General features: G+C 72.2%; 15 protein-coding genes and 1 pseudogene. 12 read left to right on the top strand and 4 right to left on the bottom strand.

Features of this window, described 5'->3' with window-relative positions; translation table 11 throughout:
- Positions 1–10: 10 nt before the first annotated feature.
- A complete protein-coding gene (locus tag M4D82_RS11710) occupies positions 11–253 on the bottom strand; it encodes a hypothetical protein (RefSeq protein WP_249765996.1) in 243 nt (80 codons plus the stop codon).
- A 61-nt stretch (positions 254–314) separates the two neighbouring features.
- Here M4D82_RS11710 and holA point away from each other — a divergent pair, with 61 nt between their 5' ends.
- Positions 315–1,307: a DNA polymerase III subunit delta gene (gene holA / locus M4D82_RS11705; RefSeq protein ID WP_249765995.1), complete on the top strand. Its 993-nt coding sequence runs from the start codon at positions 315–317 to the stop codon at positions 1,305–1,307.
- A 183-nt stretch (positions 1,308–1,490) separates the two neighbouring features.
- Here holA and rpsT read toward each other — a convergent pair whose 3' ends face one another.
- Positions 1,491–1,757, bottom strand: coding sequence for a 30S ribosomal protein S20 (rpsT, locus tag M4D82_RS11700; protein WP_052871690.1), 267 nt, complete (start codon positions 1,755–1,757; stop codon positions 1,491–1,493).
- 233 nt (positions 1,758–1,990) lie between these two features.
- Here rpsT and lepA point away from each other — a divergent pair, with 233 nt between their 5' ends.
- From lepA to M4D82_RS11680, 4 genes and pseudogenes are all read left to right on the top strand, one after another.
- On the top strand, positions 1,991–3,856 hold the full coding sequence (lepA, locus tag M4D82_RS11695) for a translation elongation factor 4 (protein ID WP_249765994.1): 1,866 nt from the start codon (positions 1,991–1,993) through the stop codon (positions 3,854–3,856).
- A gap of 242 nt (positions 3,857–4,098) precedes the next feature.
- Complete coding sequence (locus M4D82_RS11690) at positions 4,099–5,991, top strand: AMP-dependent synthetase/ligase (RefSeq protein ID WP_249765993.1); 1,893 nt, start codon at positions 4,099–4,101, stop codon at positions 5,989–5,991.
- A 55-nt stretch (positions 5,992–6,046) separates the two neighbouring features.
- Positions 6,047–7,279 carry a radical SAM family heme chaperone HemW gene (gene hemW, locus M4D82_RS11685; RefSeq protein WP_249765992.1) on the top strand — a complete coding sequence of 411 codons (1,233 nt, stop codon included), beginning with the start codon at positions 6,047–6,049 and terminating at the stop codon, positions 7,277–7,279.
- Positions 7,280–7,381: 102 nt separating this feature from the next.
- Positions 7,382–7,960: pseudogene (locus M4D82_RS11680) on the top strand (Uma2 family endonuclease).
- Here the strand turns inward: M4D82_RS11680 and M4D82_RS11675 are convergent.
- Both M4D82_RS11675 and M4D82_RS11670 read right to left on the bottom strand, forming a co-directional pair.
- On the bottom strand, positions 7,938–8,747 hold the full coding sequence (locus M4D82_RS11675) for a DUF3097 domain-containing protein (RefSeq protein WP_249765991.1): 810 nt from the start codon (positions 8,745–8,747) through the stop codon (positions 7,938–7,940). The pseudogene M4D82_RS11680 and the gene M4D82_RS11675 sit on opposite strands and share 23 nt — an antisense overlap.
- On the bottom strand, positions 8,740–9,483 hold the full coding sequence (locus M4D82_RS11670) for an MBL fold metallo-hydrolase (RefSeq protein WP_249765990.1): 744 nt from the start codon (positions 9,481–9,483) through the stop codon (positions 8,740–8,742). The genes M4D82_RS11675 and M4D82_RS11670 overlap by 8 nt, the downstream gene beginning before the upstream one ends.
- Before the next feature lie 181 nt (positions 9,484–9,664).
- Between M4D82_RS11670 and hrcA the strand changes: the two genes are divergently transcribed.
- The 7 genes from hrcA (at position 9,665) to M4D82_RS11635 (ending at position 16,564) form a co-directional block, all read left to right on the top strand.
- Positions 9,665–10,681 carry a heat-inducible transcriptional repressor HrcA gene (gene hrcA, locus M4D82_RS11665; protein ID WP_249765989.1) on the top strand — a complete coding sequence of 339 codons (1,017 nt, stop codon included), beginning with the start codon at positions 9,665–9,667 and terminating at the stop codon, positions 10,679–10,681.
- On the top strand, positions 10,682–11,821 hold the full coding sequence (dnaJ, locus tag M4D82_RS11660; protein WP_249765988.1) for a molecular chaperone DnaJ: 1,140 nt from the start codon (positions 10,682–10,684) through the stop codon (positions 11,819–11,821).
- 168 nt (positions 11,822–11,989) lie between these two features.
- Positions 11,990–13,081 (top strand): nitronate monooxygenase, encoded by a 1,092-nt coding sequence (locus tag M4D82_RS11655; protein WP_249765987.1) that lies wholly within the window; start codon positions 11,990–11,992, stop codon positions 13,079–13,081.
- Positions 13,078–13,821, top strand: a complete 744-nt coding sequence (locus tag M4D82_RS11650; protein WP_249765986.1) for a 16S rRNA (uracil(1498)-N(3))-methyltransferase — start codon at positions 13,078–13,080, stop codon at positions 13,819–13,821. Before M4D82_RS11655 ends, M4D82_RS11650 begins: the two co-directional genes overlap by 4 nt.
- 201 nt (positions 13,822–14,022) lie before the next feature.
- Entirely contained in the window at positions 14,023–14,382 is a 360-nt protein-coding gene (locus M4D82_RS11645) for a histidine triad nucleotide-binding protein (protein ID WP_249765985.1), read from the top strand.
- A 6-nt stretch (positions 14,383–14,388) separates the two neighbouring features.
- On the top strand, positions 14,389–15,291 hold the full coding sequence (locus tag M4D82_RS11640) for a ribonuclease Z (protein WP_249765984.1): 903 nt from the start codon (positions 14,389–14,391) through the stop codon (positions 15,289–15,291).
- Between the two features lie 166 nt (positions 15,292–15,457).
- On the top strand, positions 15,458–16,564 hold the full coding sequence (locus tag M4D82_RS11635; RefSeq protein ID WP_249765983.1) for a PfkB family carbohydrate kinase: 1,107 nt from the start codon (positions 15,458–15,460) through the stop codon (positions 16,562–16,564).
- The last annotated feature ends 42 nt before the right edge of the window (positions 16,565–16,606 follow it).

The following is a 16,606-nucleotide window of genomic DNA, read 5'->3' as shown; positions in this document are numbered from 1 at the left end:
CCCCGGCGGCTCAGGGGGCCTCCAGCCAGCCTTCGTACTCCGCGGCGAGGTCGTCCAGGGCGGTGGCGTCGAGCCGTTGCCTCGGGTCCTCGACGACGACCAGCCACTGGGCGTCCTCGGCGTCGTCCTCACCGGCGAGGGCGTCGCGGACCAGTTGGGGTTCCTCCGGCAGGCCGAAGCGGTCGACGGCCTCCTGGGCCGCCTCCTCGGCGGCGTCGCGGTCGGGCAGGACCAGTACATGTCGCACGTTCACGCGACCATTCTCGGGTACCGGGCGCGGGGGACTGTCGGTGCGGCGTGGGATGCTGGAGGCGATGGCCACCAGGAAGAATCCCACCGACGATCCGCTCGCCCCGATCACCCTCGCGGTGGGGCAGGAGGACCTGCTCCTCGACCGTGCCGTGCGCGAGGTGGTGACGGCCGCCCGCGCGGCCGACGCCGACACCGATGTGCGCGACCTCACCTCCGACCAGCTCCAGCCCGGCACGCTGGCCGAGCTGACCAGCCCTTCGCTGTTCTCCGAGCGCAAGGTCCTCATCGTGCGCGGCGCGCAGGACCTGGGCGCGGAGACGGTCAAGGAGGTCAAGGCCTACCTCGCCGATCCGTACGAGGAGATCTCCCTGGTCCTCCTGCACGCCGGCGGGGTCAAGGGCAAGGCGGTGGTGGACGCCGCGCGCAAGGCGGGCGCCCGCGAGATCGCCTGCCCGAAGATGACGAAGGCCGCGGACCGACTGTCGTTCGTGCGGGGCGAGTTCCGGACGCTGGGGCGTTCGGCCACCCCGGACGCCTGCCAGAACCTGGTCGACGCGATCGGCAGCGACCTGCGGGAGCTGGCGAGCGCCGTGACCCAGCTGTGCGCGGACGTCGAGGGCACCATCGACGAGGCCGTCGTCGGCCGCTACTACACCGGCCGGGCCGAGGCCTCCAGCTTCACGGTCGCCGACCGGGCGGTCGAGGGGCGGGCGGCCGAGGCCCTCGAAGCCCTGCGCTGGTCCCTGGCGACGGGGGTGGCGCCCGTCCTGATCACCAGCGCCCTGGCCCAGGCGGTCCGGGCCATCGGAAAGCTGGCCTCGGCGCCGCGCGGGGCCCGTCCCGGGGACCTCGCCCGGGACCTCGGCATGCCGCCGTGGAAGATCGACCGGGTCCGGCAGCAGATGCGCGGCTGGTCGGCGGACGCCGTATCGGACGCCCTGCGCGCGGTCGCCCTGGCCGACGCGGGCGTGAAGGGCGGCGGCGACGACCCGGAGTACGCCCTGGAGAAGGCGGTCGTCGCGGTGGCCCGCGCGGCCCGCCCCCCACGCCGGTAGCGCCCGGCGGAACGACGAAGGCCCCGGCCTCCTCCCTGGGGAAGGGAGGAGGCCGGGGCCTTCGACCACTGCTTGGTTGCGCCGCACCCGCGTGGCGAACGCAGGCCGCGTGCGGCGCGGGGTGCCGGTCCGGAGCGGAAGAGAGGGCCCGCTGGGTCCTTACCGGCGATTCACATCAGGAGCTCAGCCCTGGAGGGAGGCAACCTTGGAGGCCAGCGCCGACTTCTTGTTGGCGGCGGCGTTCTTGTGGATGACACCCTTCGAGACAGCCTTGTCGAGCGCACGCGCGGCGGCGCGAGAAGCCACGGTGGCCTTCTCGACGTCACCGGCGACGACGGCCTCGCGGGCCTTGCGGATCGCGGTCTTGAGCGAGGACTTGACGGCCTTGTTGCGCAGGCGCGCCTTCTCGTTCGTCTTGTTCCGCTTGATCTGGGACTTGATGTTCGCCACGAAAGAGCCTTTTCAGGTTCAGAGGTTGATCTTCGGATTGTGTCCCGACAGCTGAGAGGGCATACGAGACACAGCTGCCCAGGCTACCAGGCGCGTTCCGACCGGCCCAAACCGAGCGCACTGCCCCGTCCATGGGACCATGGGAGTCTGCGTATCGATCCGAAGGATCCGACCAGGACCGACCGACGCGACCGACCGACGCTTCCGACTGCGACCGAGAATCAGGACACCGCGTGCCCGCGATCCCCAGCCACGTGCCCGAGCCGAGCCGTACCGACCCGGCTCTGATCCGCAATTTCTGCATCATCGCGCACATCGACCACGGCAAGTCGACGCTCGCCGACCGGATGCTCCAGCTCACCGGTGTCGTCGACCAGCGGCAGATGCGCGCCCAGTACCTCGACCGCATGGACATCGAGCGTGAGCGCGGCATCACGATCAAGTCGCAGGCCGTCCGTCTCCCCTGGGCGCCCACGACGGGCGAGGGCCAGGGCAGCACGCACATCCTGAACATGATCGACACCCCCGGTCACGTCGACTTCACCTACGAGGTCTCGCGCTCCCTCGCCGCGTGCGAGGGCACGGTCCTGCTGGTCGACGCCGCCCAGGGCATCGAGGCCCAGACCCTCGCCAACCTGTACCTGGCGATGGAGAACGACCTCGCGATCGTCCCGGTGCTCAACAAGATCGACCTGCCGGCCGCGCAGCCGGAGAAGTTCGCCGAGGAATTGGCGAACCTCGTCGGCTGCCAGCCCGAGGACGTGCTGCGCGTCTCCGCCAAGACGGGCCTGGGCGTCGACGCCCTGCTCGACAAGGTGGTCGCCACCGTTCCGGCCCCGGTCGGCGTCAAGGACGCCCCGGCCCGCGCGATGATCTTCGACTCGGTCTACGACTCGTACCGCGGCGTGGTCACCTACGTCCGTGTGGTCGACGGCCAGCTCAACAAGCGCGAGCGCATCCGCATGATGTCCACGGGCGCCACGCACGAGCTGCTGGAGATCGGCGTCTCCTCCCCGGAGATGACCCCGGCCGACGGCATCGGCGTCGGCGAGGTGGGCTACATCATCACCGGCGTGAAGGACGTCCGTCAGTCCAAGGTCGGTGACACCATCACCAGCCTGCACAACGGCGCGACCGAGGCCCTCGGCGGCTACAAGGACCCGAAGCCGATGGTCTTCTCGGGCCTGTACCCGCTGGACGGCTCGGACTACCCGGACCTGCGCGAGGCCCTGGACAAGCTCCAGCTCAACGACGCCGCGCTCGTCTACGAGCCGGAGACCTCGGCGGCCCTCGGCTTCGGCTTCCGCGTCGGCTTCCTCGGCCTGCTGCACCTGGACGTGGTCCGCGAGCGCCTGGAGCGCGAGTTCGGCCTCGACCTCATCGCCACCGCGCCCAACGTGGTCTACCGGGTGGTGCTGGAGGACGGCAAGGAAGTCACCGTCACCAACCCGAGCGAGTTCCCCGAGGGCAAGATCTCGGACGTCTTCGAGCCGGTCGTACGGGCCACCGTGCTCGCGCCCACCGAGTTCATCGGCGCCATCATGGAGCTCTGCCAGCAGCGCCGCGGCACCCTGCTCGGCATGGACTACCTCTCCGAGGACCGGGTCGAGATCCGCTACACGCTGCCTCTCGCGGAGATCGTCTTCGACTTCTTCGACCAGCTGAAGTCCAAGACGCGCGGCTACGCCTCCCTGGACTACGAGCCCACCGGCGAGCAGTCCGCGAGCCTGGTCAAGGTCGACATCCTGCTGCACGGCGACAAGGTCGACGCCTTCTCCGCCGTCTGCCACAAGGACGCCGCCTACGCCTACGGCGTGCGCCTCGTCGCCAAGCTGCGCGAGCTCATCCCGCGCCAGGCCTTCGAGGTGCCGGTCCAGGCCGCGATCGGCTCCCGCGTCATCGCCCGCGAGACCATCCGCGCCATCCGCAAGGACGTCCTCGCCAAGTGCTACGGCGGTGACATCTCCCGTAAGCGGAAGCTGCTGGAGAAGCAGAAGGAAGGCAAGAAGCGCATGAAGATGGTCGGCTCCGTGGAGGTCCCGCAGGAGGCCTTCATCGCCGTCCTCTCCAGCGACGAGTCCGGCGGCAAGAAGAAGTAGGAATGACGTCGAAAGGGCCCCCGTGCGTACGCGCGGGGGCCCTTTTCGTTATGAAGCGGCCGCTCGGGGGCTCTTACGCGCCGGCCGCACGGCCTCTAGTCTGATCACTGCTCGATGGTTACTCGCCAGTTTCGAAATCGGCCGGCCGACCCGCCGGTCCGAACCCGCTGTCTGAAAGAACCCCGCCAGTCCAAGCGCCCCACGCCCACGCCCCGTCGCGTGGCCCCGGTCCGGAGGATGTCGTGAGCGACACACAGACCATGATCGAGAACCGTCCGCCCACCGTGGCGGCCCTCTTCCTTGACCGCGTCGCCGCCACGCCGAACGCGGAGGCCTACCGCTACCCGGTGCCCGCGGCCGGCGCGCAGGGCGGCCCCGACGACTGGAAGTCGCTCAGCTGGGGTCAGGCGGCCGATCGGGTCTTCGCCATCGCCGCCGGACTGATCACCCTCGGGCTGCGCCCGGAGGAGCGGGTCGCGCTCGCCTCCAACACCCGGGTCGAGTGGATCCTCGCCGACCTCGGCGTGATGTGCGCGGGCGGCGCCGTCACCACGATCTACCCGAGCACCAACGCCGACGAATCGGCGTTCATCCTCGCGGACTCCGAAAGTCGGGTACTGATCGCCGAGGACGCGAAGCAGCTGGCCAAGGCCCGCGAGCGGCGCGCCGAGCTGCCGGGCCTGGCCCACGTCGTGGTCATCGACGCGGCCGGCGCGGAGCCGGTGGAGGGCGACCCCGAAGGGTGGGTGCTCTCGCTCGCGGAGCTGGAGGAGCGCGGCAGGGAGTATCTGGAGCGGCACCCCGAGGCGATCAAGGAGCGGATCGCGGCGATCAAAGCCGACCAGCTCGCCACCCTCATCTACACCTCCGGCACCACCGGCCGCCCCAAGGGCGTCCGCCTGCCGCACGACAACTGGTCGTACATGGCCAAGGCCACCGTCGCCACCGGCCTGATCACCAAGGACGACGTCCAGTACCTGTGGCTGCCGCTGGCCCACGTCTTCGGCAAGGTGCTCACCTCCGGCCAGATCGAGGTCGGTCACGTCACCGCCGTCGACGGCCGCATCGACAAGATCATCGAGAACCTGCCGGTCGTCCAGCCCACCTACATGGCGGCCGTCCCGCGCATCTTCGAGAAGGTCTACAACGGCGTGGCCGCCAAGGCCCGCGCCGGCGGCGGCGCCAAGTACAAGATCTTCCAGTGGTCGGTGGGCGTCGCCCGCGAGTACGCCAAGGTCACCCAGGACAACTTCCGCCGCACCGGCCGGGCGACCGCCCCCTTCGGCCTCACGACCAAGCACAAGATCGCCGACGCGCTCGTCTACTCCAAGCTCCGCGAGGCCTTCGGCGGCAACCTGCGCGCCGCCGTCTCCGGCGCCTCCGCCCTCGCCCCCGAGATCGGCTTCTTCTTCTCCGGCGCCGGCATCCACATCCTGGAGGGCTACGGGCTGACCGAGTCCAGCGCCGCGTCCTTCGTCAACCCCGGCGAGGCCTACCGCACCGGCACCGTCGGCAAGCCGCTCCCGGGCACGGAGGTCCGTATCGCCGACGACGGCGAGGTCCTGCTGCGCGGCCCCGGCATCATGCAGGGCTACCACCACCAGCCCGAGAAGACCGCCGAGGTCCTGGAAAGCGACGGCTGGCTGCACACCGGCGACATCGGCGAGCTGTCCCCCGACGGCTACCTGCGCATCACCGACCGCAAGAAGGACCTGATCAAGACCTCGGGCGGCAAGTACGTCGCCCCGGCCGAGATCGAGGGGCAGTTCAAGGCGATCTGCCCGTACGTGTCGACCATCGTCGTCCACGGCGCCGACCGGAACTTCTGCTCCGCCCTGATCGCCCTCGACGAGCCCGCGATCCTCGGCTGGGCCGCCGAGAACGGGCTGGAGGGCAAGACGTACGCGCAGGTCCTGGCCGCGCCCGAGACGAACCGGCTGATCGAGACCTACGTCCAGACCCTCAACGAGGGCCTCCAGCGCTGGCAGACGGTCAAGAAGTTCCGCATCCTGCCGCGCGACCTCGACGTGGAGCACGGCGACCTCACGCCCAGCCTCAAGCTGAAGCGGCCGGTCGTCGAGCGCGAGTTCAAGCACCTCATCGAGGAGATGTACGAGGGCTCCCGGGAGGCGTGACACCGCCCCGGCCCGGGGCGTAAACGACCATGGGGCAGTGCGGGACAATGGGCACATGCCTTCCGCACTGCCCGACGGTGACCCCATGCCCGAAGACGGCTCGCTGCCCGCGCACGCCCTCACCGGCGCCGCGGACCGGCCGCTCGGGTTCTACCTGCACGTCCCCTACTGCGCCACCCGCTGCGGGTACTGCGACTTCAACACCTACACCGCCACCGAGCTGCGCGGCACCGGCGGCGTCCTCGCCTCCCGCGAGAACTACGCCGACACCCTGATCGACGAGGTCAGGCTCGCGCGCAAGGTGCTCGGGGACGACCCGCGCCCCGTGCGGACCGTGTTCGTCGGCGGCGGTACGCCGACGCTGCTGCCCGCCGCCGACCTCGTCCGCATGCTCGGGGCCATCCGCGACGAGTTCGGCCTCGCCGACGACGCCGAGATCACCACCGAGGCCAACCCGGAATCGGTCGACCCGCGCTACCTCGCGGAGCTGCGCGCCGGCGGCTTCAACCGGGTCTCCTTCGGCATGCAGAGCGCGAAGCAGCACGTCCTGAAGGTGCTGGACCGCACGCACACCCCCGGGCGTCCCGAGGCGTGCGTCGCCGAAGCGCGGGCGGCGGGCTTCGAGCACGTCAACCTGGACCTGATCTACGGCACCCCCGGCGAGTCCGACGACGACTGGAGGGCCTCCCTGGAGGCCGCGCTGGGCGCCGGGCCCGACCACGTCAGCGCGTACGCGCTGATCGTCGAGGAGGGCACACAGCTGGCCCGGCGGATCCGTCGCGGCGAGGTCCCGATGACGGATGACGACGTCCACGCCGACCGGTACCTGATCGCCGACTCCGTCATGGCGGAGGCCGGCTACCACTGGTACGAGGTGTCGAACTGGGCCACGTCCGAGGCCGGCCGGTGCCTGCACAACGAGCTGTACTGGCGCGGCGCCGACTGGTGGGGCGCGGGCCCCGGCGCGCACTCGCACGTGGGCGGCGTCCGGTGGTGGAACGTCAAGCACCCGGGCGCCTACGCGGCGGCCCTGGCGGAGGGCCGCTCCCCCGGCGCGGGCCGCGAGCTGCTCTCCGAGGAGGACCGCCGGGTCGAGCGGATCCTGCTGGAACTGCGCCTCGTCGACGGCGTCCCGCTGTCGTTGCTCGCCCCGGCGGGGCTGCGCGCCGCCGCGAAGGCCCTGGCCGACGGCCTGCTGGAGCCCGACCCCTACGAGGCCGGGCGGGCGGTGCTGACCCTGCGCGGGCGGCTCCTGGCCGACGCGGTGGTCCGGGACCTGGTGGACTGAACCACTCGCGCGGGTGAATCCCCCCGTAACAGGGCCCGCGCTGCCTAGGCTGTCCATAGGGCTGCCGCCGACAGTACGCGGCGGATGTGGAGGACCACGGAGATGACCGCTGTGGACGAGCGTGGGATGGCCAAGTTCTTCGAGGGGTTCGAGCCTCCCGATGGAGTCAAGGTCGAGCTCCTCCGGGGGGAAATCGTGATGATGGCCAGTCCCGATCTGGTGCACAACCTGATCGTGGAAGACGTGCAGGACCAGATCCCGCGCAAGCGGTGGGCGCGGCTCCAGACCCAAGACGTCGACATCGTCGACGAGGCGAGCGAGCCTGTTCCCGACCTGGTGGTCCTGGATCGTCAGGCGCACCCGGAGGCAGGTCGTCTCCTGCCGTCCCGGTTGATCACGATGGTGGTGGAGGTCGTTTCCAAGACCAGCGTCGACAGGGACTACGTGGTCAAGCGCTCGATCTACGCCGCCGGCCGGGTACCCGCCTAGCTGATCATCGACCCGATCGTGGCGCAATGCGTCCTGCTGACCATCCCGGTCGGCATGGGGGACAACGCCGACTACCGTTCCCAGCGGATCACGAAGTTCGGCGAGCCGCTGCCGCTGGAGCCGCTCGGTATCGAGCTGGACACAACCGACTTCGGCACTTTCCAGGGAGTCAGGCCTCACCACCACCCGTAACGAAGTCGATCAGTTCCTCCACCCGCCCCAGCAGGGTCGGCTCCAGGTCACGGTACGAGGTCACGCGGGACAGGATGTGCTGCCAGGCGGCGCCCGTGTTCTGCGGCCAGCCCAGGGCTCGGCAGACGCCCGTCTTCCAGTCCTGACCCGGCGGGACCACCGGCCAGGCCGGGATGCCCAGCGCGGACGGCTTCACCGCCTGCCAGACGTCCACGTACGGGTGGCCCACGACCAGGACGTGCGGGGACGTGACGGAGGCCGCGATACGGGACTCCTTCGAGCCCGGGACCAGGTGGTCCACCAGGACGCCCAGGCGGGCACCGGGCGCCGGGGCGAACTCGGCGACCACCGCCGGCAGGTCGTCGACGCCCTCCAGGTACTCCACCACCACGCCCTCGATCCGCAGGTCGTCGCCCCAGACCCGCTCGACCAGCTCGGCGTCGTGCCGGCCCTCCACGTAGATCCGCCCCGCCCGCGCCACCCGGGCCCGTGCCCCCGGCACCGCCACCGAGCCCGACGCCGTGCGTGAGGGGGCGGCGGGCGCCCGCGCCGGCCGGGTCAGGGTCACCACGGCGCCCTCCAGCAGGAACCCGCGCGGCTCCAGCGGGAACACCCGGCGCTTGCCGAAGCGGTCCTCCAGGGTCACCGTGCCCGCCTCGCAGGCCACCACCGCGCCGCAGAAGTCCGTACCGGCCACCTCGACCACCAGGTCCGGATCGGCGGGCACCTCGGGAACGGCCTTCGCGCGCTTCCACGGCGGGGTCAGGTCGGGGGAGTACTCACGCACCGGTCGGGCCCCCCGCCACGCCGAACCGGGCCGCCAGGGCGTCGCGTTGCGCGCGGACGAAGCCCGCGTCGACCACCGCTCCGTGACCCGGCACGTACAGCGCGTCCTCGCCGCCCAGCGACAACAGCCGATCCAGTGCCGCCGGCCACTGGCCGGGCACCGCGTCCCGGCCCGCCTGGGGCTCGCCCGACTCCTCGACCAGGTCCCCGCAGAACACCGTCTCCCGCTCGCCCGGCACGAAGACCGCCAGATCGTGCTGCGAGTGCGCCGGGCCCACATTGGCCAGCAGCACCTGCACCCCGCCCAGCTCCAACGTCCACTCGCCCGACACCAGGTGCCGGGGCGCCCGTACGAGCTCCACCGCCTGCGCCGCCTCCGCCGCGTCCAGGCCGTGGCGCACCGCGCTCGCGCGCAGCTCCTCGCGGCCCGTGGGCGTCGCGAGGAGCCGGTCCAGCCCGACCGCCCCGAAGAACTCGACGCCCGCGAACGCGGAGCCACCCAACACGTGGTCGAAATGTCCGTGCGTGAATGCGATATGGGTCACGCGCCGCCCCGTCAACCGTTCCGCCTCGGCACGCACCTCGGCCCCCTCGCGCACACCCGAACCGGGGTCGATGAGGAGCGTCGAGTCGTCCCCGACCACCAGTCCCACGGTGCAATCCCACACCGGGAGCCGCCTTCGGCCGGCCCGTCCGGTCAGCCGCTCCCAGCCCGCCTCTTCCCAACGCACGTCCATGCCGCGACGCTACCCTGGCGGGCCGCCCTTGCCTGCGGCGTACCACCCGGCCGTACACTGACCGGGGGATCTCTGGCACTCGCACGCGCAGAGTGCCAACGAAGAAGCGAAGACCGGGGAACCCAGCGGCGCGACCGACGGTCGCCCGACCGACGACCGACCGCATCCGGAGGTGTGCGCGATGCTCAGTGAACGCAGGCTCGAAGTGCTGCGCGCCATCGTCCAGGACTACGTCGGGACCGAGGAGCCGGTCGGCTCCAAGGCCCTCACCGAGCGCCACCGCCTCGGCGTGTCGCCCGCCACCGTGCGCAACGACATGGCCGTGCTGGAGGAGGAGGGCTACATCGCGCAGCCCCACACCAGCGCCGGTCGCATTCCCACGGACAAGGGCTACCGCCTCTTCGTCGACAAGCTGGCGGGCGTCAAGCCGCTGTCGACGCCCGAGCGTCGGGCCATCCAGAACTTCCTCGACGGCGCCGTCGACCTCGACGACGTGGTCGGCCGCACGGTGCGGCTGCTCGCGCAGCTCACGCGGCAGGTCGCCGTCGTCCAGTACCCCTCCCTGACCCGCTCCACCGTCCGGCACGTCGAGTTGCTGTCGCTGGCCCCGGCCCGGCTGATGCTCGTCCTGATCACGGACACCGGGCGGGTCGAGCAGCGGCTCGTCGACACCCAGACGCCGTTCGCCGACACCTCGCTCGCCGACCTGCGGGCGCGGCTGAACGCCCGGGTCGTCGGCCGTCGGTTCACGGACGTGCCGCAGCTCGTGCAGGACCTTCCGGAGTCGTTCGAGATCGACGACCGGGCGACCGTCAAGGCCGTCCTCGCGACCCTTCTCGAAACGCTGGCGGAGGAGGCGGAGGAGCGGCTGATGATCGGCGGCACCGCCAACCTCACTCGCTTCGGACATGATTTTCCCTTGACCATCAGGCCCGTCCTCGAAGCGCTGGAGGAGCACGTCGTGCTCCTGAAGCTGCTGGGCGAGGCCGGTGAGTCGGGGATGGCCGTACGAATCGGCCACGAGAACGCCTACGAGGGGCTCAACTCCACGTCGGTCGTCTCCGTCGGCTACGGTTCGGGCGGCGAGGCAGTCGCCAAACTCGGCGTGGTCGGACCGACCCGCATGGACTACCCCGGAACGATGGGAGCGGTACGCGCAGTGGCACGTTACGTCGGACAGATCCTGGCGGAGTCGTAAGTGGCCACGGACTACTACGCCGTTCTCGGCGTGCGCCGCGACGCGTCCCAGGACGAGATCAAGAAGGCCTTCCGGCGGCTCGCGCGCGAGCTGCACCCGGACGTCAATCCCGATCCGAAGACGCAAGAGCGCTTCAAGGAGATCAACGCCGCCTACGAGGTCCTCTCGGACCCGCAGAAGAAGCAGGTCTACGACCTCGGCGGTGACCCGCTGTCCTCCTCGGGCGGCGGGGCCGGCGCGGGCGGCTTCGGGGCGGGTGGCTTCGGCAACTTCTCCGACATCATGGACGCCTTCTTCGGCCAGGCATCGCAGCGCGGCCCGCGCTCGCGCACCCGCCGCGGCCAGGACGCCATGATCCGCCTGGACCTGGAGCTGGACGAGGCCGCCTTCGGCACGACCAAGGAAATCCAGGTCGACACGGCGATCGTGTGCACCACCTGCTCCGGTGAGGGCGCCGCCCCCGGCACCTCCGCGCAGACCTGTGACATGTGCCGCGGCCGCGGCGAGGTCTCGCAGGTCACCCGGTCCTTCCTGGGCCAGGTCATGACCTCGCGCCCCTGCCCGCAGTGCCAGGGCTTCGGCACCGTGGTCCCGACCCCGTGCCCCGAGTGCGCGGGCGACGGCCGGGTCCGCTCCCGCCGCAACCTGACGGTCAAGATCCCCGCCGGCGTCGAGAACGGCACCCGGATCCAGCTCGCGGGCGAGGGCGAGGTCGGCCCCGGCGGCGGCCCCGCCGGCGACCTCTACGTCGAGATCCACGAGCTGCCCCACCCGACCTTCCAGCGGCGCGGGGACGACCTGCACTGCACGGTCACCATCCCGATGACGGCGGCGGCCCTGGGCACCAAGTGCCCGCTGGAGACCCTCGACGGCCTGGAGGAGATCGACATCCGGCCCGGCACCCAGTCCGGCCAGGCGATCCCGCTGCACGGTCGCGGCGTCACCCACCTGCGGGGCGGCGGGCGCGGCGACCTGATCGTCCACGTCGAGGTCACCACCCCCGGCAAGCTGGACCCCCAGCAGGAGGACCTGCTGCGCCAGCTCGCCAAGCTGCGGGGCGAGGAGCGGCCGATGGGCCAGTTCGCGCCCGGTCAGCAGGGCCTCTTCAGCCGCCTGAAGGACGCCTTCAACGGCCGCTGACGCCGGCGCCGAAGTACCCCGTAGGAGCCCGGTCCGGGAGCACCCGGACCGGGCTCCCGCACGTTCGGGGGCGGTGCGCGGGCGACGGCGCGGCGGCGGTCGAGGCGGACTATGCCAGGCGAATGCCGTGATTCGGTCCCGTGAGCGGGACATGGCACGATGCGGTGCATGTCCTTGGCAGCGAACGGTCTCTTCCGGTACCCGATCGTGCAGGCTCCCATGGCGGGCGGCGCCTCCTGCCCCCCGCTCGCGGCGGCCGTGTCCGAGGCCGGCGGGCTGGGCTTCCTGGCCGGCGGCTACAAAACCGCCGACGGCATGTACCAGGAGATCAAACAGACCCGCGGCCTCACCCGGCGCCCCTTCGGCGTGAACCTCTTCCTGCCGCAGACCGGCCACGTCGACCAGGCCGCCGTCGAGGCGTACCGGGGGCAGCTCGCCGGCGAGGCCGGCTGGTACGAGGTCTCCCTCGCCGAAGAGGACATCATCGGCACCTGCGACGACGGCTACGAGGCCAAACTCGCCATTCTCGTCGAGGACCCGGTCCCGGTCGTCTCCTTCACCTTCGGCTGCCCCACGCCGGCCGTACTGGACCGGCTGCGCAAGGCCGGCACGCACACCACCGTCACGGTGACCTCCGTCGACGAGGCCCGCGCCGCGCAGGCAGCGGGCGCCGACAGCCTGTGCGTCCAGGGCGTCGAGGCCGGCGGCCACCAGGGCACACACCGCGACGACCCGCAGACGGACGGCACGGCCGGCGTCGGCCTGCTCGCCCTGCTGTCGCAGGTACGCGAATCCGTGGCCCTCCCGCTGATCGCGGCGGGCGGACTGATGCGCGGGGCGCAGCTCGCGGCGGTCGTGGCGGCGGGCGCGGAGGCGGCGCAGCTCGGCACGGCCTTCCTCGCCTGCCCGGAATCGGGCGCGCACCCCCTGCACAAGAAGGCCCTGACCGACCCGATGTTCGCCCACACGGAGCTCACCCGGGCCTTCTCGGGGCGGCCCGCGCGGGGCCTCGTCAACCGCTTCATGCGCGAGCACGGACCCTACGCCCCGGCGGCGTACCCGCAGATCCACCACATGACGGCCGGGCTGCGCAAGGCGGCCGCGGCGGCCGGGGACGCGCAGGGGATGGCCCTGTGGGCGGGTCAGGGGCACCGGCTGGCGCGCGCGCTGCCCGCCGGGCAGTTGGTGGAGGTGCTCGCGGCCGAACTGGCCGAGGCGCGGCGCGCGGTGGAGGCAACGCAGATGAGGAGCGAGTCATGACGGCCCCCGTGTTCGTGGTCGAAGAGGTCCCCACGGGGCCGCGGTTCGTGTTGGAGGGCCCCGAGGGCCGGCACGCGGTGTCGGTGAAGCGGCTCGCTCCCGGCGAGGCGGTGGTCCTCACCGACGGTCGCGGCGCCTGGGCGGACGCCGTGGTCACGGCGGCGGAGGGCAAGGACCGGCTGATCGTCTCCGTGACCGGGACGCACCGGGAGGAGGAGCCCGCCGTGCGGATCACGGTGGTGCAGGCGCTGCCGAAGGGCGACCGGGGCGAGGTGGCCGTCGAGACGATGACGGAGACCGGCGTCGACGCGATCGTGCCGTGGCAGGCCTCGCGGTGCATCACCCAGTGGCGTGGCGAGCGCGGGGCGAAGTCCCTGGCCAAGTGGCGGGCCACGGCCAGGGAGTCGGGCAAGCAGTCCCGTCGGGTGCGCTTCCCGGAGGTGGCCGAGGCGCTGTCCACGAAGCAGGTGGCGGCGCTGCTGGCCGGGGCCGACCTGGCGATGGTGCTGCACGAGGACCGCGACGCCCCCTCGGAGGCGCTGGCGACGGCCGAGCTGCCCGAGGCGGGGTCGGTGGTGCTCGTGGTGGGCCCGGAGGGCGGGGTGTCGCCGGAGGAGCTGGCGCTCTTCGCGGAGGCAGGGGCCCGGCCGTACCGGCTGGGGCGCTCGGTGCTGCGTACGTCCACGGCGGGCACGGCGGCGACCGCGGTGCTCCTGGCCCGTACGGGGCGCTGGGCTTAGGTCGTGTCGTGTGGATCAGGCCGGATCAGGCACCGGACGCCGCGAGCCCGGCATGATCCACAAGACACGCCCTTGGGGGGTGTCGACCCGGGGTGTGGTCGAGGGGCGGTCGGTTCCGGGTGGGGACGGCGGCGGCGGACGGTGGCTCGGGGGGCGGGCCGATACGATGCCCGGACCGATCACCAAACGGGAGGCGCGGCCATGGCCGGGGAACCGCAGGCGGATTGCCTGTTCTGCAAGATCGTCGCTGGGAGTGTCCCCGCGACGGTGGTCCGGGAGACCGAGACGACCGTCGCCTTCCGGGACATCAACCCGCAGGCACCGACGCACGTGCTCGTCATCCCGAAGGTCCACTACCCCGACGCCGCCACCCTGGCCGCCGCCGAGCCGACCGTGATCGCCGACATACTGCGTGAGGCCGGGGAGATCGCCGCCGACGAGAAGGTCGCCGATCACGGCTACCGGGTCGTGTTCAACACCGGCCCCGGCGCGGGCCAGACCGTCTTCCACGCCCACCTGCACGTCCTCGGAGGCCGCGGCCTCCAGTGGCCGCCCGGATAGTCGTCCGTGTCCGTACGCGAGTTCGTGGTCCTCGGCACCGCCAGCCAGGTCCCCACCCGGCACCGCAACCACAACGGCTACCTGCTGCGCTGGGACGGCGAGGGCATCCTCTTCGATCCCGGCGAGGGCACGCAGCGGCAGATGCTGCGGGCCGGGGTCGCGGCGCACGACATCAACCGGATCTGCGTCACGCACTTCCACGGCGACCACAGCCTGGGGCTGGCCGGGGTGATCCAGCGGATCAACCTCGACCAGGTCCCGCACCCGGTCACCGCGCACTACCCGGCGTCGGGGCAGCGGTTCTTCGACCGGCTCCGGTACGCGACGGCCTACCGGGAGACGGTGGCCCTCGCCGAGGAGCCGGTGGTCGAGGACGGGGTGCTGGCGGTCGGGCCGACGTACACGCTGGAGGCGCGGCGGCTGTCGCACCCGGTGGAGTCCTTCGGGTACCGGGTGACGGAGCCGGACGGGCGCCGGATGGTGCCGGAGCTGCTCGCGCGGCACGGGATCAAGGGGCCCGACGTCGGGCGGATCCAGCGCGAGGGCGCGCTCGGGGCGGTCACCCTGGAGGAGGTCAGCGAGCACCGGGCGGGGCAGCGGTTCGCCTTCGTCATGGACACGCGGCTGTGCGACGGCGTGGCGGCGCTCGCGGAGGGCTGCGACATGCTGGTCATCGAGTCGACGTTCCTCGACGAGGACGAGCGGCTCGCGGTGGACCACGGACACCTCACGGCCGGCCAGGCGGCCCGGGTGGCGCGGGACGGAGGCGTACGGCACCTCGTGCTGACGCACTTCTCGCAGCGGTACGGGGACCCGTCGGAGTTCGAGCGCCAGGCCCGGCGGGCGGGCTTCGAGGGTGACCTGACGATCGCGGCGGACCTGGGGCGGGTGGCCCTGCCGAAGCGGTAGTCCCGGCCCCGGCGGGGTGCGGTTCGAGCCGGGCGCGGGGGCGGGAAGAGCGGTCCTTGAGTGAGGTGCGTCACACTGGGTTTCCGGTCGTACCGGTGAGGGCAGGCCTCGCAGCTTCCCACCGGTTCGCCGCCAGCAGAAACGACACTTCGACGGGGAGAACGCCGTGAGCAGTCGGGACAGCCGCATCATCCGCCCTGGGCGCCACCTGGACCCGCTGGGCCCCGTACGCGACCCACACGAACCGGGCTGCGACGTCTTCCTGACCGGAACCGTCTTCCTCGACATCATCTTCACCGGCCTCGACACCGCGCCCGTGCGCGGCACCGAGTCCTGGGCCCGCGGCATGGGATCCAGCCCCGGCGGCGTCGCCAACATGGCCACCGCCCTGGCCCGGCTGGGCCTGCGCACCTCGCTGGCCGCCGCCTTCGGCGACGACCACTACGGCGAGTACTGCTGGGACGCCCTCGAACAGGGCGAGGGCATCGACCTGGCCATGTCGCGGACCATCCCAGGCTGGCACAGCCCCGTCACCGTCTCGATGGCCTACGAGGGCGAGCGCACGATGGTCTCCCACGGCCACGAGGCCCCGCCCCCGGCGGGCCCGGGGCCCTTCCCCCGCTGCCCTCCGAAGGCCCGCGCGGCGGTGGCCTCCCTGGGCGCCGGGCAGCGCGGCGAGGGCTGGATCGCGGAGGCGGCCCGGCGCGGTTCGCGGATCTTCGCCGACGTGGGCTGGGACGACACCGGCCGCTGGGACCTGGACGCGCTGGCGGACCTGGAGCACTGCGAGGCCTTCCTGCCCAACGCCGGCGAGGCCATGCGCTACACCCGCACCGACTGCCCGCGCGCCGCCGCCCGCGCCCTGGCCGAGCGGGTGCCGGTCGCGGTGGTGACGCTGGGCCCCGAGGGCTCGTACGCCGTCGACAGCCGGACCGGGGAGACGGCGGAGGTCCCCGGGATCGCGGTCGACGCCCTCGACCCCACCGGGGCCGGGGACGTGTACGTCGCCGGGTTCGTCACCGGCAGCCTCGCCGGCTGGCCGCTCGCCGACCGGCTGGCCTTCGCCGGCCTGACGGCGGCCCTGTCCGTGCAGGAGTTCGGCGGCTCCCTCTCCGCGCCGGGCTGGCCCGAGGTGGCCGCCTGGTGGCGCACCGCCCCGGACGCCCTGCGCGGCCGCTACGGCTTCCTCGACGCCCTGGTACCGCGCGACGCGACCTGCTCCCCGCGCCGCCGGGCCGTTCCCACCATCGGCTTCCGCAGCCCCGTCGCGTAGGCCCCGTTCCGCCGGTGCGCGGCGGGCCGTAAAACCCCTCGG

The organism is Streptomyces sp. RerS4 (assembly GCF_023515955.1).
GTDB lineage: Bacteria > Actinomycetota > Actinomycetes > Streptomycetales > Streptomycetaceae > Streptomyces.
This window is presented reverse-complemented; position numbering and strand designations above follow the sequence as displayed.